This is a genomic window from Paraburkholderia jirisanensis (genome assembly GCF_054782355.1).
In genome coordinates, this window is record NZ_BAAGSQ010000026.1 from 186,828 (window position 1) to 208,397 (window position 21,570).

A 21,570-nucleotide genomic window follows, 5' to 3' on the forward strand; every position below is an offset into this window, starting at 1 on the left:
CGACTAACCGGACAGTCCGGCCGGCGCCGCCGCGCGCCGGCCGGCAGATACGCTCGTGAATATCGTGCTTCCCTCCGTATCCGCACGTCGACGCCGGATACGCTTACCGTCTCAGACACTCGTCGCCGCCGCATTCCTCGCGCCCGCCGTGTTGCTGCTTGCCGTGTTCCTGCTCTATCCGCTTGTATCGAGCCTGCAGCTTTCGCTGCTCGACTGGAATGGCCTTGGCAGCAATGCAAGATTCATCGGCCTCGCGAACTGGGTTCATCTCGCTGGCGATGCGTTGTTCTGGCAGGCGCTGCTGAACAACGTGATCCTCGCGGTCACCTCTGTCGTGATCGAGTTGCCGATCGCGCTTGCGCTTGCGGCGCTGCTCGAAAAAGCGGGCCGCGGTTCGCGTGTGCTGAAAATCCTCTATTTCCTGCCGCTTCTGATGTCGAGCGTCGCGATCGGCGTGCTGTTCAAGAATGTCTACGATCCGAATTTCGGTCCGCTGAACGCCGCGCTGCATGCAATCGGCCTCAACGCCCTCGCGCAGGACTGGCTCGGCAATCCGCATCTTTCGCTCGCAGCGACGATCGCGGTGATCTGCTGGCAGAACGTCCCGTTTTACATGGTCCTGTTTCTCGCTGGACTCTCGTCGATGTCGGTTGAAGTCGTCGAGGCCGCGCGCCTGGATGGCGCATCCGGGTGGGTCATCTTCTGGCGCATCAAACTGCCCCATCTGCGGGGCACGATGCGCACCGCCGTGCTGCTCGCAGTGCTCGGCTCGCTGCGCTATTTCGACCTGATCTACGTGATGACCGGCGGCGGCCCCGAGGGCTCGTCGGAGTTGATGGCGACCTACATGTATCGCACGGTGTTCAGCTCATTCCAGCTTGGCTATGGCAGCACGATCGGCTCCGCGATGTTCATCATCATCTGCGCGGTCGCGGCGGTGTCGTTGCGCATGACACGCCGTTTCGAAACCGAGGTCTGAATGATGAAACTGTCACTGAGAAAGCTGCGCATCGGCCTGCCGCTGCTTGCCTTGATCTGGTTGATCGTCACGACGCTGCCGTTTTTGTTCGTGGTCGCCACGAGTCTGAAAACACCGGAAGAAACCTATTCGTCGCCCGTGTGGGCGCTGCCTCAGCGCGTATTTTTCGGCAACTATGTGGCGGTGCTTGAAGGACCGTATTTCCAATACTTTCGCAACAGCGTATTCGTGGTGGGCGTCTCGGTACTGCTGATCGTACTGGTCAGCGCAATGGCCGCGTATGCGTTTGCTCGCCTGCGCTTCTCTTTGAACAAGACGCTGTTCGCGATGATCGTCGCGGGCATGATCGTGCCATTACACGCAACGCTGGTGCCGATCTATCTGCTCACACGCAACCTCGGCATTTACGACACTCCGTTCGCGTTGCTCGGCCCGTATGTGGCCATGAGCCTGCCGATCTCGATCTTCATTCTCACCGAATTCATGCGCCAGATTCCGCGCGAACTCGAAGAAGCCGCGCAACTGGACGGCGCGGGGCCGTTCCGAACCTTCTGGCGCATCTTTTTTCCGCTCTCAAGCCCAGGTTTGGCAACGGTCGCCATCTACAACGGCATCGGTCTGTGGAACGAGTTCATCTTCGCGTACATGCTGACGTCGACGCCCGAACATCGCACGCTGCCGCTCGCGATATGGGACTTTCAGGGGCAATACTCGTCGAACGTGCCCGCGATGCTCGCGGTCGTCACGCTCACGTCGCTGCCGCTGATCGTTGCCTACGCATTTGGCCAGGAACGCGTGATCAAAGGGATGATGGCCGGTTCGCTCAAGGGCTGAAGAGCCAGGGGCCGAACTGCTCACGCGTTCTGTCGCCAGACGCGTCACCACGCGGTACGGCGCAACCATGTCCGCCGATACACCGCCTCTTCAGGAGTAAAAAAATGGCGCTCGAAGACAGCCGCGACCTGCCACTCTATCGCCGTGTCGATGCCCCGACGCAGGCACGCGTCGCCGACTTGCTCGCGCGCATGACGATCGACGAAAAGATCGCGCAGCTCCATGCGGTCTGGCTGAAACTCTCGGCGGACGGAAATCATGCGTGGCGCAGCGAAGACTTTGCGCAGCGCGATACCGGCATTCCGCTCGATGCGTTGCTGCGCCATGGGCTCGGACAGGTCACGCGTCCACTCGGTACGCACACCGTGGACCCGAAAGAAGGGGTGAAGGCGCTCAACGCGCTGCAACGCCAGATGATGGAACACACACGGCTCGGCATTCCTGTGATGTCACACGAAGAATGTCTGGTGGGCTTGATGATCAAGGACGCCACGCTGTTTCCATCGCCGCTCAATTACGCGGCGACGTGGAACCCTACGCTGATCGGGCGAGTGGGCGAAATGATCGGAAAGCAGGCGCGCTCGATCGGCTGTCACCAGGGTCTCGCGCCCGTGCTCGATGTATCGCGCGATCCTCGTTGGGGCCGCACGGAGGAGACATTCGGCGAAGACCCCTATCTGGTCGGCGTGATGGCTTGCCACTACGTACTGGGCTTGCAAGGCGAGCGCCGCGACGTGCTCGCGACGCTCAAGCATTTTGTCGCACACTCGGCGAGCGAAGGCGCGCGCAACCACGCGCCCGTGCATGTCGGACCGCGCGAGCTCAACGATACCTACCTGCTGCCGTTCGAGATGGCCGTGAAGCTCGCGCACGCGGGCTCGGTGATGCCGGCGTATCACGATATCGATGGCGTGCCCTGCCATTCGAACCGCGAATTGCTACAGCATGTGCTGCGCGAAAAATGGGGCTTCGATGGACTGATCGTGGCCGATTACGCGGCCGTCAACCTGCTGTACACGCATCACGGGGTCGCGCGCGACGCGGCCGAGGCCGCCGCGCAGGCATTCAACGCAGGGCTCGATATCGAGCTGCCGGGCCACGAATGCGCGTTGCACCTGAAGGAAGCGCTCGCACGCGGCGACATCAGCGAGGCGACCCTCGATGAGGCCGTCGCGCGCGTGTTGCGCAAGAAATTCGACATCGGCCTTTTCGAGCATCCTTACGTCGATCCCGAACGCGTGGACCTTCGCAGTCGCGCCGCGCTCGATCTTGCACATGAAGTCGCCTTGCAATCGGCGATCCTGTTGCGCAACGATGGTGTGCTGCCGCTCGCATGCGACGGCAAGCAGAGGATTGCGGTTATCGGGCCGACCGCCGATGACCCGCTCGCGCTGCTCGCGGGCTACAGTTTTCCCGTGCACCTGATCAATAGCGGCGAGACGTCGGATTCTCCGGTCACGACGCCGTTGCAGGCCTTGCGCGACAAACTGGGCCACGCACAGGTTGTCTATGAAAAAGGTTGCGCGATCATCGAAACCCGGCGTGCCGGGGCGCCGGTGTTTCCGGGCGACGTGTCACTCGACACGCGTGAGCTGAATGCCCGCGACGAACTGATCAGCACCGACACGTCCCGCATTGCTGACGCGGCACAGGCCGCGCGCAGCGCGGACGTGGCGCTCGTTTTCGTCGGCGACTTATCCGGCCTGTTCCAGTCGGGAACGGTCGGCGAAGGTTCGGACACCGACAGCCTTGTGCTCCCAGGCGTGCAGCAGGCGCTGATAGACGCGGTGCTCGCCACCGGCACGCCCACGGTCGTCGTGATGACGGGCGGCCGCCCGTACACCCTCGGCGGGCGGGAAGAACACGTTGCTGCGCACATCATGACCTTTGCGCCCGGCGAACAGGGCGGCGTCGCGCTCGCCCGGTTGCTGACCGGCGAGGCCAGCTTCAGCGGCCGTCTGCCGTTGTCGATACCAATGAGCGCGGGCGCGGTGCCATACGTCTATAACCATCGGCTGAAAAGCGCGGGAACGCCCGTCGCCCGGCATTTCGGGTCGCGCTATCCGTTTGGTTTCGGACTGACGTATACGCAGTTCCTGTATGGCGATCTGCACCTCGCCGCAGCAGAAGCACCGATTGCAAATGGCACATTCGAATTCAGCTTCAGCGTCGAAAATGTCGGGACGCGTCGCGGCGACGAGGTCGTGCAAATCTATGTGCGCGACCGTCTCGCATCGACGTCGCGTCCGGTCAAGGAACTGAAAGCATTCGCGCGCGTCACGATCGAACCTCACGATAAAGCGCGGTTACGCGTACGACTGCCAGTCGACATGCTCAATTTCACCGACGTACGCGGCGAGCGCATCGTCGAGCCGGGCGAGTTCGACCTGATGATCGGCAGTTCGAGCCGCGATATCCATCTGACTGCGACGCTCGATGTCACCGGCGAAACGTCACGCGTGCTCGAACGCGACTGGCGCATGCTCAGCGATGTCAAGGTGAATTGACTCGCGTGGCTCGTCGAAGAAAATGGCACACGTTGTCTCCGCGCGACCAAGGACGTGCATACCGACAAGCGTGATATGACGCGTCGTTGATGCCGCAATGCATCGCGATGCACCCATACTGCGGTAAGCTACCCTCACCAATACGGCACAGAAGCGTCCCCCGTCCGCTCAACAGGAACGGCATCATGGGTAACCACTCCACTGGCAGGGCTGGCGATCTGCTCGCAGGCGGCAGCCGCCATCATCAGATTTTCCCCACGTTGAGCGAGCAGCAGGTGACGCTTCTCGAGCGATATGGCGAGCGCCGCACGCTTAAAACAGGCGACTTTCTGTTTTCCCAGGGCGACCGGCATATTCCGATGTTCGCGATTGTTTCCGGAACGATCGAGGCGACGCGCGACTCGGTGGACGGCTCACATCCCATCGGCGTGCACGGTCCCGGTAGTTTCACCGGGGAAGTGGGCACGCTGGCCGGCCGGGCGGCCGTCGCGACGGCGCGCGCTCAAACGGATTGCGAAGTGATCGTGATCGACGAGGAGTCGTTGCGCGCGCTGGTGATCGCAGAGGCCGAACTGGGTGAAACGATCATGCGCGCCTATATCTTGCGGCGCGTCGCGTTCATCCAGGACCAGCATGGCGGCGTGCTTCTGATCGGTAGTTCCGTATCGGGAGAAACGCATCGCCTGCGTCATTTTCTGAGCCGCAATGGCCAACCGTTCGCCTACTTCAACGTCGACGAGCATCCCGAAGCAAAGGAGCTGCTCGAGCGCCACGGCGCGACGGAAGCCGATATGCCGGTTGTGGTCACGCTGCAGGGCAACGTGCTCAGGCGGCCGACGCACCGCGCCGTCGCCGACGCGATCGGCCTGAGCCCGGACCGGTTGAATGGCGAGCGCTTCGACGTCGTCGTGGTCGGTGCGGGGCCGGCGGGACTCGCGGCTGCGGTATACGCCGCGTCGGAAGGATTGCGCGTCGCAGTGCTCGACACCAAAGCGCCCGGCGGCCAGGCGGGCACCAGTTCGAAGATCGAGAATTACTTTGGTTTTCCGACGGGAATTTCTGGCCAGGCACTCGCGGGCCGGGGTCTGTCGCAATGCCGCAAGTTCGGCGCCGAGGTCGGTGTGCCGATCGAAGCGCTAGCAATCGAGTGCGAAGACGCGCCGTCCTTTCACATCAGCCTCAACCATGACGAGCACGTTTACGCCCGGGCGGTCGTCGTCGCGACGGGCGCGCGCTATCGCAAGCCGCCGCTGCACAATCTCGAGAATTTCGAGGGGCGCGGCGTCTACTACAGCGCGAGCTACATGGAAGCGGCGCTGTGCGGCAACGAAGACGTGATCGTGGTAGGCGGCGGCAATTCGGCCGGACAAGCCGCCGTCTTTCTATCGGGTTTTGCCCGGCATGTGCACGTCATCATTCGCGGCGAAAGCCTCAACGCAAGCATGTCGAACTATCTGATCAGGCGCATCGACGCAGCGGCCAACATCACGTTGCATCTGCGCACACAGATCGTCGGACTGCAAGGCGAAACCAGGCTTGAGGGCATCACGTGGAACCGGCAAGGCGAGATCGAACAGAAAGCCATCCGCCATCTGTTCCTGTTTCTTGGCGCGCAGCCCAACACTGCCTGGCTGGGCGACTGCGTTGCGCTCGACAAGCACGGATTCGTGCTGACGGGTCCCGATGTCGGCACGAAATGGACGTCCGAGCGGCCACCGCATTCGCTGGAGACGAGCCAGCCCGGAATCTTTGCGGTGGGCGACGTACGGAGCGGCTCGGTGAAGCGTGTGGCGGCTGCTGTCGGCGAAGGTGCGGCGGCTATTCAGTCGCTGCATCAGTATCTGGCCCTGGCTGCGCGAGACTGACGCAAGACCGCCATGCAGCGCGTGCCGACGCGTTCACGAGCAGATTTGAGCCGTCTTTGCGCCGCCCCCTTATAATCCGGCATGACTCTCTCATTCTCCTTTGCGGCGACGCTACAGGCGGCGCCCGCGTGAAAATACCCAAACGACTCCAACCGCTTCTCGACGAAGGACTCATCGACGAGGTGATCGGCCAGTTGATGAGCGGCAAGGAGGCAACCGTCTACGTCGTGCGCTGTGGCGACTCGACGCGCTGCGCCAAGGTCTACAAGGATGCGAAGCAACGCAGCTTTCGGCAAGCCGCGTCGTATCTGGACGGCCGCAAGGTGAAAAACAGCCGGCAGGCGCGCGCGATGGAAAAAGGAACGCGCTATGGCCGCCAGATGCAAGAAGAATCGTGGCAAAACGCCGAAGTCGACGCACTGTTCCGGCTCGCCAACGCCGGCGTACGCGTGCCACAACCCTATATCTGCACCGATGGCGTGTTGCTGATGGAACTCGTCGTGGACGGAGCGGGCAACGTCGCGCCCCGCCTGAACGACGTCGATCTGACCGAAGCGCGCGCGCTTGAAATGCACGCGCTGCTGCTCAAACAGGTTGTCCGGATGCTCTGCGCGAGTGTGATTCACGGTGATCTGTCCGAATACAACATCCTGCTGGCGGCCGAGGGGCCGGTGATCATCGATTTGCCTCAAGCCATCGACGCAGCGGGCCACAACGAAGCCGCCTCGATGCTCAAGCGCGATGTGGATAATCTGGCCGCGTACTTCGGCCGGTTCGCACCGCAACTGCTCAGCGCCGATTACGGAACGGAAATCTGGGCGCATTTCGAAGCAGGCAGTCTGCATGCCGATGTCGAACTGACCGGCCGCGTGGAGGCCCCCACCGAACCTGTCGACCTCGACGGCGTGCTGCAGGTAGTCGAAGATGCGCGCCTCGAAGAAGACGCGAGAGTGCGGCGACAGCAGGAACTGGGTGCAGGCCGATAACGGACGCGCTGCAAACAGCAGTTCTTGCCGATGACTTATCGTTTCACCAGACCCAACACATAAACGCAATTCGCCTTAGTCTGGTTGGCGAATACGCATGGCACGGGCGGCCCCAGTTGCAGGCAATCCCCTTTCTTCAATACATGGGCGACATCGCCCTCTTCAAACGCCAACGTTCCCGACGTCACCCAGATCTGCTGATGCTGGAACGTGAAAGCCGACGGTGGATAAGCGACCCGCGCGCCCGCGGGTAAGGTCACTTCCACCAGTTCGAGTATCGAACCGTTCAACGGCGACAACACGCGCCGCGTATAGCCTGTTTCCGGATCCTGCCAGACAGGCTGTGTCTGCGCCCGGCTGATCCGCTCGCCGGACTGCTCCGCCAGTGCGAGCAAGGTCGAAAGCTGCAGGCCGAAGGCCCCGGACAGCCTGCCCAGTACGCTGGCCGTCGGACTGGCTTCGTTGCGCTCGATCTTGCTGATCATGGCCTTCGAAACACCGGATCGCTCCGCAAGTTCAGCAAGAGACCAGTTGCGCGCGATGCGTTCGGTCTTGATGCGTGCCGCGATGGCATCGCTCGGATCGCTTGTCACTCGAACTCCCTGGTGCGTCAGACAATATGAAAGCGTCGCCCTTTGTGACTCGAGCCCGCTTCGACACGGCGATGATGCCCGATTTGCCGGGCGTCCGGCTGGCTTCGCAGGGACGCCACAAATGAAAGATTAACTTCATTTGTGTCCAATCGTCCACTATAGTAGATTTAAACCGGGACGCGCGTTGCGTGCCATCCACTCATCAGGAGATCCTTGCCGTGAAAGCATCCAGACGCTATCGCTTCGAAACGCTGGCGGTTCACGCCGGCCACGAAGTCGATCCCGGCACCGGCGCGGTAACCGCGCCGATTCATCTGTCGACCACGTTCGAACGCGATGCGGACGGCAGCTATCCGCATGGCTTTATCTATTCGCGCAACCACAACCCGAATCGCAACGGCCTCGAAACAGCGCTGGCCGCGCTCGAAGGCGGCGCGGCCAGCGCGGCGTTCGGTTCAGGGCTCGCAGCCGTCACGGCGATCATGCAGGGGCTGCAGCCGGGCGACCATGTGATCGCGCCCGCTGACATCTATCACGGCACGGCGAACGTGCTGAAGCATTTATTCGCGAAGTGGCAGGTCTCAACCAGTTTCGTCGATATGACGCGCCTCGATGACGTCGCGCAAGCGCTTCGTCCGAACACGCGCATCGTGTGGATCGAAACGCCATCGAATCCGCTGCTGCAATGCGTGGATATTGCCGCACTGGCCGAGCTCGGGCATCGTGCCGGCGCGCGCGTCATTGCCGACAATACCTTTGCGTCGCCCGTGCTGCAGCGCCCGCTGACGCTCGGCTGCGACATGGTGATGCACGCCACCACCAAGTACCTCGGTGGCCGCAGCGACGTGCTCGGCGGTGCCGTCATCGCATTGAACGACGATGACGCGTTTGCCCAGGTTCGGCAGGCACAACTGTTCGGCGGAGGCGTGCCGTCACCGTTCGACTGCTGGCTCGTGATGCGCAGCTTGCCGACCTTGCCGTACCGGATGCAGGCGCATTGCGCGAACGCGCGCAAGGTCGCGGCCTTTTTGCATGAACATCCGAAGGTGTCGGTGGTTCACTATCCCGGCCTGCCGGGCAATCCGTTCCATGCGCTGGCAGCCCGGCAGATGAGCGACTTCGGCGGCATGCTGTCGTTCGAAGTGGCTGGCGGCAAGGACGCGGCGATGACGGTTGCAGGCCATGTCGAGATCTTCACGCGCGCGACGAGCCTGGGCGGCACCGAAAGCCTGATCGAGCATCGTGCGTCGATCGAAGGGCCAGATAGCAAGACACCGCAAGGACTGTTGCGCGCGTCGATCGGCCTCGAACATGCCGACGACCTGATCGACGATCTGGCCCAGGCGCTGGAGCGCGTGCACTAGGCTTCGATTGTGAAGACACGTCGACATCACATGCCTGGATGGGTAACGCACGCACGTGCGTTGCTCGTCGACCGGATCGGACCTGTCGCGACGATTTCGCTCGCGCAGCTGTTCGGCACGTCCCTGTGGTTCAGCGCGAATAGCGCAGCCGATGACCTGATGCACGCGTGGCATGCCAGTACTGCCGACATCGGCTGGCTAACAAGCGCCGTGCAGGCCGGCTTCATCGTCGGCGCGCTTGGCATATCGATTAGCGGCCTCGCGGACCGTTTTCGCGCGAGCTCGATCTTCGTATGCTGTGCCATCCTGGGGGCGCTATTCAATGCATGCTTCGCATGGTTCGCAAGTGACGTGGCGAGCGGAATGGCATTCAGGTTCCTGGTAGGCGTGTGCCTCGCGGGCGTCTATCCGGTGGGCATGAAGCTGATCGTTGGCTGGGCACCCGAAAGAACCGGGCCTGCACTCGCGCAACTCGTCGCGATGCTGACGCTCGGCACTGCGTTGCCTCATGCGTTGAAAGTGGCCGGCGCGGACCTGCCGTGGCAGTGGGTCATTGACGCATCTTCAGTGCTGGCGCTGGTAGGCGCGTTGATGATCTACGTGCTTCGCGACGGTCCGCATTTGCCTGTCGAATCTCGTCCGGCGGACAGGTCGCCCGCGTCCACCGTCAAGCCGCCCCACGTATTCGATGCGTTTCGCAATCGCGGATTTCGCGGCGCAGCGCTCGGTTACTTTGGCCACATGTGGGAGTTGTACGCGTTCTGGACGGTGGTTCCGCTTTTCGTCTCGGGCGCTTCGCTTGCCACCTACATTCATGCCGGAGGCGTCCCGGGGTTATCGTTCTGCGTCATTGCTATCGGTGCGCCGGCGTGCTGGTTCGGTGGCTCGCTGTCGCGCCGGATCGGCAGCGCGAAGGTGGCGGCCGGCGCGCTCGCGATGTCGGGTACATGCTGTTTGATCTTTGCACTTGGCTGGCGTCACTTGCCGCCCGTTGCGTTGCTCGCTCTTCTGATTGCGTGGGGCGCATCGGTAATCGCCGATTCGCCGCAGTTTTCGGCGTTGTCGGCGCAAGCGTGTCCGCGGGAACTGGTCGGCAGTGCATTGGCGATCCAGAATTCCATCGGCTTTGCCGTCACGGTTGTGTCGATCTCGGCGATGACCCATCTGTACGAGCACGTCGGGCTCGACGCCGCCTGGCTGCTGTTGCCGGGCCCCATTTTGGGCCTGATCGGATTCGTGCCTGCGTTACGGCGTTCGGGCGTTACGCGGCTCTGAGCAAACGTGAGTTGAACGCCTGACCGAGTGCAGGCCAGGCGTTCAACGCGTGTGCGCAATCGCTATTCACCTTGTACGGTTTCCGTCGCAAGCCGATGGGCCAACGCGCGGATATGGGCTTCGCTCGTCCCGCAGCAACCACCCAGAATTTTTGCGCCGCGCCGGTGGAGGGTTGTCATGTGCTGCGCGAAAGCCTCAGGATCGTCGCCCGCGGCGTGCGACAGTTTCTCCAGCTCCTCGGGCGGCAAGGCCGACGCGTTGGCCTGCAAACCCAGAACTCTCGAAGAGCCTGGCCACGTTGTATGGGTCGAAGCATCGAGGTAATGATCTGGATGGACACAGCCGACCTGAAAATGCATCGGCGGCCGCGCAACGCTGGCATCGATCCGCGCGACCGCATCCGCGAACGAGACGCCATCCGGCAAATAGCCGTCGGCGTTGATGACCGGGGCAAGAACGTAGGGCAGCCCCGTCGCGGCGCAGGCCCGGGAAAGGCCGACTAGCTCCTCGGTGCTGGCGAAGGTTGGCGCGTACAGAACGTCGACGCCGCTCTCGGCGAGGACCTCGGTCTGTGCCGCATGGTACGCATAGGCATCGTCTGCAGCGGGCGCTCCTGCGGCATCATAGCCGTCGACTCGCGGGCCGATCACGCCGGCGATATAAACAATCCCCTCTAGCTGAAGCGAGCGGCGCAAGTCCTGCAGAAAGACAACCGCTTCCTCATTCACCGTCTTCAAGTCGGTGGGCGCTACGAAGCCCTGCTTTACCAGGCCATCGGGATGCGCTCGCCACGTTGCAGTGCCGACCTGCATCGGCAGGTTGTATTGCGCCGCGATCGCCATGTAGCTTTTATACACGGCTGTCAGTGCACGACGGCCATCGTCTTGAAACAGCTGCACAAAGCTCGCCGAATCCGGCACAGACAACCCGAACTCATAGACAAGGCGCGTGACGATTGCGCCTTCCGTCAGGATTGCCGGTGCCGTTTGCACTTGCTCCAAAAAGTCCATCCGTCCTCTCCAAAATGTACCGCGGGCTTATGGTCAGTACGTTGCGTGTGCAGGCTGGCCGGATGCGGACGAACCTGCGGCACTGTCCCCTTCACCGCTCACCTTCGATGCCTGCGCGTCGCGGTCGGCGACACGCCTTTCGGCTTCTTCGATTTTAGCCGGATAGGACGTTTCCGTATCGCCTCGATATCCCGCCTGCTGGAGCTCGATCAGTTCGGCGCGAACCTGGTCGCGCGTTATCGTGCTATGTGATTGGGCAAACGTGATGGCCGGAACCAGCGCAAGTGCAAAAAGGGAGACAACGAGTTTGCTTTTCATGATGGACACCAGTGTAAAAGTTGATCGATGACATCGGGCAATCAGATTGTCCTTCGTCATGACCTTCAGTTTAGGTATCCATGCACCGACATTTCAGGAATGCGACAGACATTCAGTCTTTCATCCGGCACAGGTAATCAGGGATCGAGATGCGTCGCGCGTAGCAGGTATTCATTATTTTAATTTGACACAAACGTCAAAGATAGACAGTATCTGAGCATGCCGGACGATTCCCGGTGTTTAGCAGGAACGTCTATCATGGACACCATTCAGAATATGCGCATGTTCGTTCGCGTGGTTGAAGCCGGCACGTTCACGGCAGTCGCGCAAGAAAACGACGTGACCACGGCCCAGATCTCGCGGGCGGTGTCGGCGCTGGAGAAGCAACTTCAGGCTACGCTCCTTCGTCGGACCACCCGCCACATTTCGTCGACAGAGGCCGGCGCGCGCTACTACAGGCGTGCCAAGGCAATCCTTGCCGACGTCGATCACGCGCATGCGGAAGCCCGCAGCGCGGTCACCACTGCCAGCGGGCACGTTCGCGTGCATTCGTCGCCGGGGCTGGCTCAACGGTTTGTCACTGCGGCGCTTATCGCATACCAGGCCAGTCACCCAGAGGTATCAGTCGAACTCAGCATCGATCAGAACGTGCCTAACCTCGTTGAAGACGGTTTCGATGTATCGCTGATGTGTGCGTCGCAACTGCCCGATTCCGGCTATGTCGCGAGCACACTCGGGACGACCCGCTCGGTGCTCGTCGCATCGCCGGCGTACCTGGCGGCGAATGGTGTGCCTACCCTACCCGCGGATCTGGTGAACCATGTATCGCTGCGATTCGTGAGTCCCGTTGCGCCCGCAAACGAATGGCACCTCGAAAGTGCCGACGGTGCAGTGGTGGTGCCGGTCGACGCCTCGCCCTTCCAGGTGAACACACCCGATGCCCTCGCCCAGGCGCTGCGTTCCGGCGTGGGTATAGGCGCCCTCGCGATTTATAACGCTATCGACGACCTGCGCAGCGGCGCGCTCGTCAGGGTGTTACCGCACTATCGGATGCGTGCGTTCAACGTGTACGCGATGCATGCGCCGGGCCGTTATCCGGATGCCAAGGTTCGTACGTTGATCGACTATCTGCGTATGACCATTCCGGATGCGCTGGCGAATATGCAGCGGGATCTTGACGATATGACCGCGGCTCACGCGCAGACATCCTCAAAACCGGGTGCGCCGAAGCCATTGCTCAGGGTCGTCGAGCGAGTGGAACCGCCCCGACGTAGCGGAACATTCGATGCAAGGACGCTCTAGGTGCGGCTCATGCGCAGAATTCCCAGGCGCTATGGCCACTTCGTATTTGGAGCAATTCAGTCCGGAATAACGTGTGCCGTAGCGTCCGCCATCGCAAACGCGCACTTCGTCACGGACGGATCGTTCGCGTCGCACTGGCTGCATGCGTACCTTTTCTCGTGGCTGGTGATGCTGCCTGTCGTCGTATTTGCGGCCCCATTCATCCATCGGCTCACCGATGGTATGACGCGCTGATCGCTAGTGGCGCTACGTGCGAGCAGCGCGGACAACTAGCGTTGCCCCACTAAAAATATCGACATCGTCTGGCGTAGACCCTTGGCTTCCTCGTTGAGCTCGCTCGACGCCGATGCCACGCCCTGCACATGTACCGCGTCGCGTTGCAGGAGCGTGTCCATTTCGTGAATGGCCTGATTGAAGCTGTCGAGATCCCGGCTTTGCGCGACACTGGACGAACTGACCTCTTCGACGAGCTGGGCGACCCGTTCGACGCGATCGATGACCTGCTGCATGGTGTCGCCCGCACTTGCCACCAGCGAGGCGCCTCGCTCAACCTGCGCCAGCGAATCGACGATCATCGTCTTCGTTTCGCGCGCCGCAGTGGCGCAACGCTGCGCGAGCATGCGAACTTCTTCCGCGACGACAGCGAAGCCGCGTCCGTGGATGCCGGCGCGTGCGGCCTCGACGGAAGCATTCAACGCAAGGATATTGGTCTGAAAGGCAATGCCTTCGATGACGGCGATCGTGTCCCCCATCCGCCTGACTGCTGCTTCTATGCCGTCCATGTTGTCGACGACCTGCCGTACAACCTGGCCGCTATGCCGCGCGCATTCCGAAGTCTCGCGTGCCAGCACATCGGCCGACGCAGTCATGTCAGCGCTTTGCTTGACCCTATCGGCAATCTGCTCCATCGCCGCCGTGGTGGCGTCCAGCGTTTTCGCCTGGGTGCCGATCTGCTGTGACAGATCGCGGTTGCCGGTCGAGATATGTTCGGAGGCCGCAGCCATCTTTTCGATGCTCAACGTGATGTCGCGCATCGACACGTGGATCGCGTCGAGTGTGCTCTTGAAGGTCCGGCTGCTTGCCCCTGCGAGATTCATGTCAGGCAGGCGCAAGTCGAATTTGCCCGTCTCGCGGGACAGTGCTTCGCCAAGCAACGCGAGTTCCTGACCGCTTTGCGCATCTGTCTTCATATGGACCGCGATGAAGATCAGCAGGCCAGCCTGGATGACAACATACGCAGCATGGATCACCACGGTGGGCCATGCGGGTGCGGTAAAACAGTAAACACCGAGGCCTGCGAGTTGCAGGTAGTTCATCAGCACGTGCTCGACCGCAATCACCGTCGCGGCGCAGACGATGGGCCGCCAATCGCGATACGCGAGGAGAAACGACATCAACACGAAGACGCCGAAATGCAGTTCCGGAATGCCCCGTTCCTGCTGAATCTGCAGCGATGCGAAGGTCATCAGGCAAGCAGCAAACGACAGTCGCGTGAGCAGCGCGCCGGAACAAAAGCGGACCATGATGGTGGCGAGAAGCGCCAGCGGCAGGCCGATCCACAACACGACATCCCAGGTGAAGTTCTGCGGGGCGAGCGCGCACGAGATCAGAAACAAAGCCCAGACGACCGCAAGCATGAGCCGGTCGGTTCTTACATAGAGGTTTCGAAGGAGTTCGTCGGTCGAATGCATGGATCACTTGGCGTGTTCGGGGCGCCGCGATTTGCGGCTGTCAACATTGAGTGCTCACTGCAATATCGGCAAATTCCGGGAGAAGTTGAAACGTCGGGCTCGCGACTCGATGAAGTCTTTCAAACTGAAATGCAAGGGTTTGTACCTATCTCGACAACTTTCAATTGTTCCTCAGGCGCTTAATCACAGGCCGCCTGCCGCCTACACTGCAAGCACTGAAACGCAAACGGGTGTTTGCGGAAAATCAAGCCTGGAGGTAGGAATCATGAAACTCGTTCAATCGCTCATCGTTGCCGCTGCTCTCGCTATTCCCGCTGTGTCGTCTTTTGCTCAATCGAACGATACGGCAGCGCCGGTCAACTCTCAGGTCGTACAGACGAATGCGGCTGCAGCAGATGTTGGTGGCGTTGCAGATGGCACGTCAGCCTCGGGAAATCATCCGCATCTGCACGCGTTCCGCAACGAGGTTTCGCGCATTGGCCATAAGATCCAGGGCTCAATTCGCCCGGATGCAAACGATGGAATGAAGCCGATTTATTTCGGTTCGTAAATTAACCGGGTTGATTGCGACAGGACATTGTTGGCGTCCTGGCAGCAGACAGTGGCTATTCTGTAGGTGAAATAGCAAATGACGCGCGCAGATTGATCTGCGCGCGTTTGCTTTTGAAAGCCGTCCTGCTGCGGGCCTATGCTTCAGCGAGCGTTAAGCTACGCAGCGCCTTCATCAATCGGACGTAGTTACGCCCTCTTCCGCCAACGCGCGCACGAGCAGATACACGGCCGGCAGATTGTCGTCGTCACGCCGCCAGTCGACGGGAGAGTCGAGATCTGCGTTGGAGAGACGGGAGTCGCCAAATCGGATGAACATTGCACGGACATTTTCGTCGTGCCGTGCGACGAATCCGGAATTTTCAAATGCTTGTTCGTCGATAGTCTGCAGCGTTCGCCAGGTCGGCGATCGCGCGCCATACGAACTGACGCGACGTCCACTATCCATGTGGCGTCGAGCGACCGTGACGATGATCTGTTGTAGGTCTAGCGAGGCGCTGCGAAGTGCGCGCTCGAGGGCGACAGGATCGGCACCCTGGACATCTGCATCGAAGGCTGCTGCATTGATCATGATTGTGCGGTCAACACGTGTGAATGGTCGTTCAAAAGGACGAAAGAACGCTACCCCGTTGTGCCAGCAACTGGCGAATCACGGCGAGATGCTGATCTCCCACCGTGCAATCTTCCATGCGAAGACGACGCTGATGTACAGCCGGCGGACGCACGCCCAAGTATCGGCATACTGCCGATACATAGGGCTTGCCGTTGCGGCCAAGACATCGTGCAGCAGCAGCGACGCGTACATCTCCGACGTGAGTACACAGCCAGGCGACCGTCTCGCGATCGCTGTCGTTCAAAATACGGATAAGCTGATTCATGGCCGACCCTGTATATAAACCCAGTACTGTGAATTTATACAGGTTTCTGCCCAAATGCAAGCCGGATTACGTCGACCGTGGTTGCGCGAGTATTCCGTGAGGGTTGCTGGTTTAAAACAAAGGTCCAGTTAACGCGCTGTGCGAGGCTCGCCAGATCGCCCAAATGGCTAGTGCGAGCAGAACCAGCCAGGTGACCAGTGCGCCGATGAATTGCATGGCGAATTTCGGTCGCTCGATACCGAACGCGTGAAGAATGCGGCCCACTATATAAACGGCCCCAAGTTCTTGTAGCAACACGCGCGAGCCGCCGGAGTATTCAAGTAGCGCGATCAGAATCAATACAAACGGCGTGTATTCAACGAAGTTTGCATGAGCGCGCATGCGAGCCTGCAACTGTGGGATACCGAGGTCGCCTACTCCCCCAGGTCCATTCAGACGAACCCGCACACAACGATAGGCGAGCCATAGGTTCAACAGCGCGAACGCGCCGGCAAATCCAAGTGAGGTTTGCAAGGGCATGAAGCGACAATTCCGATGTGGCCGCGGCGTCGTGCGGATAGCCGCGCCGCAGAGTTGAGCTGACGAGGATGCACTCGAATCAGGACTAAGCCACCGATATTAGATGTTAATGAACAGCTATACAACCATCAACGATTCTTGAGAATTTCGAAAGCTGATAACCGCGGGGTAAGACTGCCCGGATACACCCCCGGGCAGTCCTTAGGGATCCGACTCAAATGTCGGCGTAGTCGATTCCGGTCAGCACACCCAGATGAGCAACGGTGGTGAAATGCGACTCGTGCTTCGTATCGATGCTCAACTCACGCACGTTGCCACCCAGATCGGTCACAAACGCGCGGCGCCCCGCTGAGTCGAGAGACACGCCGATCCCCTCTTTGAGCTCCCGGGCGAGAACTTCGCGATCGACCAGTCCGGATGCCGTGATTCTGGCGCGGTTCAGTGTATTTCCGTCATGCGCATCGTCGCCACGATCGGTCCAGTAAAGCATGGACTCGCGGTGATCGATATCGAGGTCGATCGGCTCGGGCAGATCGGCCAGCAAACATTCGACATCCGGGCGCCGCTCGGGTGTCGCACCGGGCGGCAGCTCAATGCCCGCCCTGAAGATGCGACCCTGTCCAGCATCCGGTGCCCCCTTCTGCGTCCAGTAGACATGCCCGTTTGCCTTATTCAATACGATGCCTACGCAATGGCGCGTCGCGTCGCCGGTATCCTCGGGGAAATTCCCGGTGCGAACGAGTTCCGTCACCTCCGTGCCGTCCAGCCGTGCGCGCATGACTCGCATGCCTTCGCGATCGCACCAATAAAGATGACCGCCCTCCTTGTCCAGCACGAGTTCCTTGGGCGTTCCGGCCATACCGGAAGGCACCAGCACTCGATGCTCGCTTCCGTCGAGCTTCGCGCTTTCGATCGTGCCGTCGTTCGGGGGAATGGCGCCGGAAGCCGGATCGCCGTCGACCAGATGGATGCCGGTTCCCATGTTGGTCCAGTAGACCACCTGGTTTTCAGCATCGACCTTGATGCCGTCGGGCGTGCGCGTAAGGTTCGCGATAACGACCTCGTGTGAACCATCCGGTGACAAAGCGATGATCGCCGGTGGACGTGCCTGCAGGACATACAGCGTGCCGCCATTCTTCGTAGCCACAGCAACCTCCATCAGATCAGTATTACCGTCGTGGTATAGCGGAGTCGATTAGTTGACCTGCCGCTGCCGAACCGTTCCCGACAGACTACCGCAGGTTGCACGAGAACTTTGTGACGTTGATATTGCGAGTGAAAGTGAGGATCGCAGGGGCGCTGCCCTTTGGCTGGCCCCTTTTTGTAGCTGCTCGTGCGACACAGAAAGCGTTCCGCTCTCACGCTTCCCATACTTTCAGATTCAGAAATTGCCGACGCGTCTTCGGTCCATGTGTCACAAAACTCGGGTCGTGCCGCTCCGCGCGATATTCATCGCGTTCGACAGCGATCCGGTCGCGCTTCACATACTTGCGCAGCACGTCGTCGGGAACGGGATAGATCCTGAGCGCGTTGAGCCCAAAAATATTCGCGCGCATTGCCGGTGTGATTTCAGGGTAGCCGTGTTTGTCGCGCAACTGGCTTGAAATCTGAAACGTACGGAAAGCCTGAATCTGATCCTGCGGTGAGCCGTACCAGATCGAATCCGTACCCCAAAGCACGTTGGTCTCGCCGCAGGACTTCAGCAGTTTGCCTAGCGTGTGCGCGGCGGTGTTGGGGTCGCGCATCGCGAAACGCCATGTCGATCCGAGTTCCGCATAGACGTTCGTGCCGGGCTTCACGTCGTTTTCGCGCAGGCTGGTAACGAGCGCGTCGACGCCGTCGGGGCGACGCGGATCGTATGGTCCCTCGCCCGCGCCCGGTATGAAGCCCGAGTGGTAGATCAGAAAATTGACGTCCGGATAACGCCTGGCGACCCGCCCGATATCCACGCAAGTCGAGTGTTCATACGACCTTTCGCCAAACGGAATGCCTTTGTGGATCGCAATGTTCTTCACGCCGAGCTTGCGCGCTTTCTCGATCATCGCGATACCCGGGTCGTCGTCCATGAAAAATCCCACACCATTGGGTCCCCATTGCGTATAGGTCTTCCACGCCGAGATTTTGTAGCGTTTGGCGAGTTCGTCCATCCCTTCGAGATCGCCCGGCTGATTCGGATTGACGCGACCGTGAATATAGATGCGATGCGTGCCGTCGAGCCGCTCGACGATACGTGCCGTCGCTTGCGCCTCCTCGATCGTGAGGGGTTCGTCCTCGCGCGTTGATGGCACGAAAGACAGCACCATCAGGTCGGTGTCGGAGTCGAGAAATACGTCTTTGACGAACTCGTCTGACCCGATGCATTGCAGATAGCCCAGTCGCCCAGCACCCGGCGCGCGCGCGCAATGCTCCGTGTTGGGAAACCGCATCGGCCTCGCGCCGGGCGGCAGGCGTTGGGTCCACGCGCCAGTCGGATTCACGAAATGCCCCTGCACGTCGAAGATGAACTCGGATCCGTCGAGCGTCGAGCGCGCGAGCTGCAGATCGCGCGCCGCTTCGGATGGCACGTCGAAGAACCCGCCGGTCAGGCCGTTTCTCGCGTAAGCGTCGTTCATGCCGAGCAACGTGGTCGCGGCACCGCAGGCAGTTACGAGGAAGCTGCGCCGGTCGAGTGAGAGGCGTTTTGCGTTGTCGCCTGCGCTGTCGAGCGCACAGTGGCGCGCTTCATGGTGAACGGGATCCAGCGGAATCGGTATGAATTCGCCGTTGGTGGCGGAGTCGAGCTTGATGGGAAGCCGCTTGCCGTCGGGGTCGTTCAGAAACGCCATGACTGTCTCCTTCTCGCGGAGCGAGAGAGAATCTCGTGCGTCGGGGAACTGCTACCCGGAGTATATGTACCACCGATCTTTTTTGCGGCCCTCATGGGTTGAACTGCGGAAAGATGCGCGCTGGAAGTCATTCGCGTTCGATGAGACTTCAATTCGTCAATCGGAGAGTCGTCTACCGACTATATTCGAACAGGTGATAGTTAGCAGCCCGACTCCAACGCTTCGGAGGATCGTCGAAATGGCACAAAGCAACTACGACGTCGTCATCGTAGGTGGCGGTCTGGGTGGAGCGACACTCGGGCGCTCATTGGCGAGCCAGGGAATCCGCACACTGGTGATAGAGTGCGAGGCCGTATTCAAGGACCGCGTACGCGGAGAAGGAATGCACCCGTGGGGCGTCACGGAGGCACGTGCGCTGTGCATTGATGATCTGATGCGCGATAGCGGTGCTCATGAGGTGCGCTGGTGGAAGCGTTACTTCGGACCCGTGCCGCGCGATTGCCGCGACCTGGTCGAAACAACATCGGCGCACAACGGCTGCCTCAACTTTTACCATCCTTCGATGCAACGCACATTGCTCGACGCGGCAGAAGCAGCCGGCGCGATCGTACGCCGGGATACCGCCGTCGTCGGCGTCATGCCTGGGGACGTGCCCGCCGTGCGGATCCGGACGGCTCACGGCGAAGAGCATGTGCGGGCTCGCCTGGTGGTCGGCGCAGACGGTCGCCGGTCGATGGTACGCAATTGGGCGGGCTTCATCGTGAACCAGGACCCACCACGTCTAGTCATTGCCGGCGTATTGCACGAAGGGCTCCGTGCCCCGGAAGATGCGGTCCAATACTTCCAGAATCCGTCGCGTGGGCAGGGCGCGTTGATCTTTCCGATTGGCCAGCAACGATTCCGGTCCTATGCAATATCTGGAGTCTCACAGCAGCGCACTCTTAGCGGCAGCCGGCACATCGCGGACATCGTCGATGCCTGCACCACGACCGGTGTGCCTCGCGATTGGTACGCAGGTGCAAGCGTCGCTGGCCCGTTGGCGGCTTATCCGGGTGCTGACTGTTGGGTCGATCATCCGTATCGTGACGGTGTGGCATTGATCGGCGATGCAGCCGCTGCCAGCGATCCGTCGTGGGGATGCGGGTTGTCGTTGACGCTGCGAGACGTCCGGGTGCTACGCGACTGCCTGCTCGGCACCGACGATTGGCAGGCCGCCGCACATTCGTACGCGCAACAGCACGACCGCTATTACCTGGCGCTGCACCGCGTCGAAGACTGGCTCACCCAGCTGCTGTACGAGACCGGACCAATAGCGGACGCCCGCCGCGCGCGCGTGTTGCCGCATTGGGCAAATGAGCCGAACCGCGTGCCGGATTTGCCTGGACTTGGTCCCGATACCCCAAGCGACGAAACGGCACGTTGCCGCTTTTTTGCTGAGGATGTCGGTTGAGCCGAGAGCCGATGAAGGCGTATAGACGAAAAAAAGCCCAGGTATTGCCCTGGGCAATCCAGAGGTTCATTGGGCCGCTGGAGGAGGTTTTGTTTGAAAGCAAAAGGCGCGCAGACCAGTGCGCGCCTCGAAACTGCCAGCCTGACTACTCAGGCTGCCATGGCCATTTTACGAACCGAAGTACACAGGTTTCATTCCATCGTTTGCATCCGGGCGGATCGATGCCTTCACCTTGTGGCCCAGGCTAGCGACTGCGCGGTCGAACGAACGCAGCGGGTGGTGAGTGCCCGACGCCGAGGTGCCATCGCTGACGCCACCCACATCTGCTGCCGCGCTGTTTTCAGCGTTCACACGCGCTTCAGCTGCCTGGATATCGCGCGGATATTGTGTGTCGTTGCTCGTGGGCTGATAGCCTGCCTTTTCGAGCTGCACCAGCTGCGCCTTCACTTCTGCGCGGGTGACAGGCTGGTTCGATTGAGCAAAGGACGATACAGCGGGGATGGCAAGAGCAGCAGCAACGACGAGCGATTGAACGAGTTTCATGATAACTACCTCCAGACTTTGTTTTTCCGCAAACACCCGTTTGCGTTTCAGTGAATGCAGTCTAGGGCCAGAGCTCGCTTTC

Annotated in this window: 21 protein-coding genes; 11 read left to right on the plus strand and 10 right to left on the minus strand. The window is 60.8% G+C overall.

The window, feature by feature from the left end; genetic code table 11:
- The first annotated feature begins 148 nt into the window (after positions 1–148).
- The 5 genes from ACYVNQ_RS17195 to ACYVNQ_RS17215 all read left to right on the plus strand — a co-directional run bounded on the left by ACYVNQ_RS17195 (position 149) and on the right by ACYVNQ_RS17215 (position 7,171).
- Complete coding sequence (locus ACYVNQ_RS17195; RefSeq protein WP_460903758.1) at positions 149–979, plus strand: carbohydrate ABC transporter permease; 831 nt, start codon at positions 149–151, stop codon at positions 977–979.
- Entirely contained in the window at positions 980–1,813 is an 834-nt protein-coding gene (locus ACYVNQ_RS17200; protein WP_460903759.1) for a carbohydrate ABC transporter permease, read from the plus strand. It begins immediately after the preceding gene.
- Positions 1,814–1,917: 104 nt separating this feature from the next.
- Positions 1,918–4,320 carry a glycoside hydrolase family 3 N-terminal domain-containing protein gene (locus ACYVNQ_RS17205; RefSeq protein WP_460903760.1) on the plus strand — a complete coding sequence of 801 codons (2,403 nt, stop codon included), beginning with the start codon at positions 1,918–1,920 and terminating at the stop codon, positions 4,318–4,320.
- Positions 4,321–4,505: 185 nt separating this feature from the next.
- Positions 4,506–6,185, plus strand: a complete 1,680-nt coding sequence (locus tag ACYVNQ_RS17210) for an FAD-dependent oxidoreductase (RefSeq protein ID WP_460903761.1) — start codon at positions 4,506–4,508, stop codon at positions 6,183–6,185.
- A 128-nt stretch (positions 6,186–6,313) separates the two neighbouring features.
- Positions 6,314–7,171, plus strand: a complete 858-nt coding sequence (locus ACYVNQ_RS17215; RefSeq protein WP_460903762.1) for a PA4780 family RIO1-like protein kinase — start codon at positions 6,314–6,316, stop codon at positions 7,169–7,171.
- Positions 7,172–7,206: 35 nt separating this feature from the next.
- Here the strand turns inward: ACYVNQ_RS17215 and ACYVNQ_RS17220 are convergent, their stop codons facing one another.
- Positions 7,207–7,764 (minus strand): helix-turn-helix domain-containing protein, encoded by a 558-nt coding sequence (locus tag ACYVNQ_RS17220; protein WP_460903763.1) that lies wholly within the window; start codon positions 7,762–7,764, stop codon positions 7,207–7,209.
- Between the two features lie 218 nt (positions 7,765–7,982).
- On the opposite strand from ACYVNQ_RS17220, the gene ACYVNQ_RS17225 reads away from it, so the two are divergent.
- Both ACYVNQ_RS17225 and ACYVNQ_RS17230 read left to right on the plus strand, forming a co-directional pair.
- Positions 7,983–9,128: a trans-sulfuration enzyme family protein gene (locus tag ACYVNQ_RS17225; RefSeq protein ID WP_460903764.1), complete on the plus strand. Its 1,146-nt coding sequence runs from the start codon at positions 7,983–7,985 to the stop codon at positions 9,126–9,128.
- 30 nt (positions 9,129–9,158) lie between these two features.
- Complete coding sequence (locus ACYVNQ_RS17230; RefSeq protein WP_460903765.1) at positions 9,159–10,403, plus strand: MFS transporter; 1,245 nt, start codon at positions 9,159–9,161, stop codon at positions 10,401–10,403.
- Positions 10,404–10,465: 62 nt separating this feature from the next.
- On the opposite strand, the gene ACYVNQ_RS17235 is transcribed toward ACYVNQ_RS17230, so the two are convergent.
- Complete coding sequence (locus ACYVNQ_RS17235; RefSeq protein ID WP_460903766.1) at positions 10,466–11,413, minus strand: homocysteine S-methyltransferase family protein; 948 nt, start codon at positions 11,411–11,413, stop codon at positions 10,466–10,468.
- Positions 11,414–11,446: 33 nt separating this feature from the next.
- Positions 11,447–11,731 carry a DUF4148 domain-containing protein gene (locus tag ACYVNQ_RS17240; RefSeq protein ID WP_460903767.1) on the minus strand — a complete coding sequence of 95 codons (285 nt, stop codon included), beginning with the start codon at positions 11,729–11,731 and terminating at the stop codon, positions 11,447–11,449.
- A gap of 258 nt (positions 11,732–11,989) precedes the next feature.
- On the opposite strand from ACYVNQ_RS17240, the gene ACYVNQ_RS17245 reads away from it, so the two are divergent.
- Positions 11,990–13,033 (plus strand): LysR family transcriptional regulator, encoded by a 1,044-nt coding sequence (locus ACYVNQ_RS17245; protein WP_460904943.1) that lies wholly within the window; start codon positions 11,990–11,992, stop codon positions 13,031–13,033.
- A 9-nt stretch (positions 13,034–13,042) separates the two neighbouring features.
- Positions 13,043–13,267 (plus strand): DUF2798 domain-containing protein, encoded by a 225-nt coding sequence (locus ACYVNQ_RS17250; RefSeq protein WP_460903768.1) that lies wholly within the window; start codon positions 13,043–13,045, stop codon positions 13,265–13,267.
- Positions 13,268–13,302: 35 nt separating this feature from the next.
- Here the strand turns inward: ACYVNQ_RS17250 and ACYVNQ_RS17255 are convergent, their stop codons facing one another.
- Entirely contained in the window at positions 13,303–14,670 is a 1,368-nt protein-coding gene (locus ACYVNQ_RS17255; RefSeq protein WP_460903769.1) for a methyl-accepting chemotaxis protein, read from the minus strand.
- Between the two features lie 319 nt (positions 14,671–14,989).
- Here ACYVNQ_RS17255 and ACYVNQ_RS17260 point away from each other — a divergent pair, with 319 nt between their 5' ends.
- On the plus strand, positions 14,990–15,274 hold the full coding sequence (locus ACYVNQ_RS17260) for a hypothetical protein (RefSeq protein WP_460903770.1): 285 nt from the start codon (positions 14,990–14,992) through the stop codon (positions 15,272–15,274).
- Positions 15,275–15,448: 174 nt separating this feature from the next.
- On the opposite strand, the gene ACYVNQ_RS17265 is transcribed toward ACYVNQ_RS17260, so the two are convergent.
- From ACYVNQ_RS17265 to ACYVNQ_RS17285, 5 genes are all read right to left on the minus strand, one after another.
- Positions 15,449–15,844, minus strand: a complete 396-nt coding sequence (locus ACYVNQ_RS17265; RefSeq protein WP_460903771.1) for a DUF2471 domain-containing protein — start codon at positions 15,842–15,844, stop codon at positions 15,449–15,451.
- 31 nt (positions 15,845–15,875) lie between these two features.
- Positions 15,876–16,151 carry a hypothetical protein gene (locus ACYVNQ_RS17270; protein ID WP_460903772.1) on the minus strand — a complete coding sequence of 92 codons (276 nt, stop codon included), beginning with the start codon at positions 16,149–16,151 and terminating at the stop codon, positions 15,876–15,878.
- Between the two features lie 111 nt (positions 16,152–16,262).
- The gene (locus tag ACYVNQ_RS17275; protein WP_460903773.1) at positions 16,263–16,670 is read right to left on the minus strand and encodes an MAPEG family protein; all 408 of its coding nucleotides are present in this window, start codon (positions 16,668–16,670) and stop codon (positions 16,263–16,265) included.
- A gap of 214 nt (positions 16,671–16,884) precedes the next feature.
- Positions 16,885–17,817, minus strand: a complete 933-nt coding sequence (locus ACYVNQ_RS17280) for an SMP-30/gluconolactonase/LRE family protein (protein WP_460903774.1) — start codon at positions 17,815–17,817, stop codon at positions 16,885–16,887.
- A 211-nt stretch (positions 17,818–18,028) separates the two neighbouring features.
- Positions 18,029–19,495, minus strand: a complete 1,467-nt coding sequence (locus ACYVNQ_RS17285) for an amidohydrolase family protein (protein ID WP_460903775.1) — start codon at positions 19,493–19,495, stop codon at positions 18,029–18,031.
- A 238-nt stretch (positions 19,496–19,733) separates the two neighbouring features.
- Here ACYVNQ_RS17285 and ACYVNQ_RS17290 point away from each other — a divergent pair, with 238 nt between their 5' ends.
- Positions 19,734–20,945: an FAD-dependent oxidoreductase gene (locus ACYVNQ_RS17290; protein WP_460903777.1), complete on the plus strand. Its 1,212-nt coding sequence runs from the start codon at positions 19,734–19,736 to the stop codon at positions 20,943–20,945.
- A 168-nt stretch (positions 20,946–21,113) separates the two neighbouring features.
- On the opposite strand, the gene ACYVNQ_RS17295 is transcribed toward ACYVNQ_RS17290, so the two are convergent.
- Entirely contained in the window at positions 21,114–21,488 is a 375-nt protein-coding gene (locus ACYVNQ_RS17295; protein ID WP_460904944.1) for a DUF4148 domain-containing protein, read from the minus strand.
- Between the last annotated feature and the right edge of the window lie 82 nt (positions 21,489–21,570).

What these genes read in the sequence shown, in the direction of transcription:
- ACYVNQ_RS17200 (WP_460903759.1), top strand. Translation starts at nt 980, where the DNA reads ATGATGAAACTGTCACTGAGAAAGCTGCGCATCGGCCTGCCGCTGCTT.
- ACYVNQ_RS17205 (WP_460903760.1), top strand. Translation starts at nt 1,918, where the DNA reads ATGGCGCTCGAAGACAGCCGCGACCTGCCACTCTATCGCCGTGTCGAT.
- ACYVNQ_RS17210 (WP_460903761.1), top strand. Translation starts at nt 4,506, where the DNA reads ATGGGTAACCACTCCACTGGCAGGGCTGGCGATCTGCTCGCAGGCGGC.
- ACYVNQ_RS17230 (WP_460903765.1), top strand. Translation starts at nt 9,159, where the DNA reads ATGCCTGGATGGGTAACGCACGCACGTGCGTTGCTCGTCGACCGGATC.
- ACYVNQ_RS17235 (WP_460903766.1), bottom strand. Translation starts at nt 11,413, where the DNA reads ATGGACTTTTTGGAGCAAGTGCAAACGGCACCGGCAATCCTGACGGAA.
- ACYVNQ_RS17240 (WP_460903767.1), bottom strand. Translation starts at nt 11,731, where the DNA reads ATGAAAAGCAAACTCGTTGTCTCCCTTTTTGCACTTGCGCTGGTTCCG.
- ACYVNQ_RS17245 (WP_460904943.1), top strand. Translation starts at nt 11,990, where the DNA reads ATGGACACCATTCAGAATATGCGCATGTTCGTTCGCGTGGTTGAAGCC.
- ACYVNQ_RS17250 (WP_460903768.1), top strand. Translation starts at nt 13,043, where the DNA reads ATGCGCAGAATTCCCAGGCGCTATGGCCACTTCGTATTTGGAGCAATT.
- ACYVNQ_RS17255 (WP_460903769.1), bottom strand. Translation starts at nt 14,670, where the DNA reads ATGCTTGCGGTCGTCTGGGCTTTGTTTCTGATCTCGTGCGCGCTCGCC.
- ACYVNQ_RS17260 (WP_460903770.1), top strand. Translation starts at nt 14,990, where the DNA reads ATGAAACTCGTTCAATCGCTCATCGTTGCCGCTGCTCTCGCTATTCCC.
- ACYVNQ_RS17265 (WP_460903771.1), bottom strand. Translation starts at nt 15,844, where the DNA reads ATGATCAATGCAGCAGCCTTCGATGCAGATGTCCAGGGTGCCGATCCT.
- ACYVNQ_RS17270 (WP_460903772.1), bottom strand. Translation starts at nt 16,151, where the DNA reads ATGAATCAGCTTATCCGTATTTTGAACGACAGCGATCGCGAGACGGTC.
- ACYVNQ_RS17275 (WP_460903773.1), bottom strand. Translation starts at nt 16,670, where the DNA reads ATGCCCTTGCAAACCTCACTTGGATTTGCCGGCGCGTTCGCGCTGTTG.
- ACYVNQ_RS17285 (WP_460903775.1), bottom strand. Translation starts at nt 19,495, where the DNA reads ATGGCGTTTCTGAACGACCCCGACGGCAAGCGGCTTCCCATCAAGCTC.
- ACYVNQ_RS17290 (WP_460903777.1), top strand. Translation starts at nt 19,734, where the DNA reads ATGGCACAAAGCAACTACGACGTCGTCATCGTAGGTGGCGGTCTGGGT.
- ACYVNQ_RS17295 (WP_460904944.1), bottom strand. Translation starts at nt 21,488, where the DNA reads ATGAAACTCGTTCAATCGCTCGTCGTTGCTGCTGCTCTTGCCATCCCC.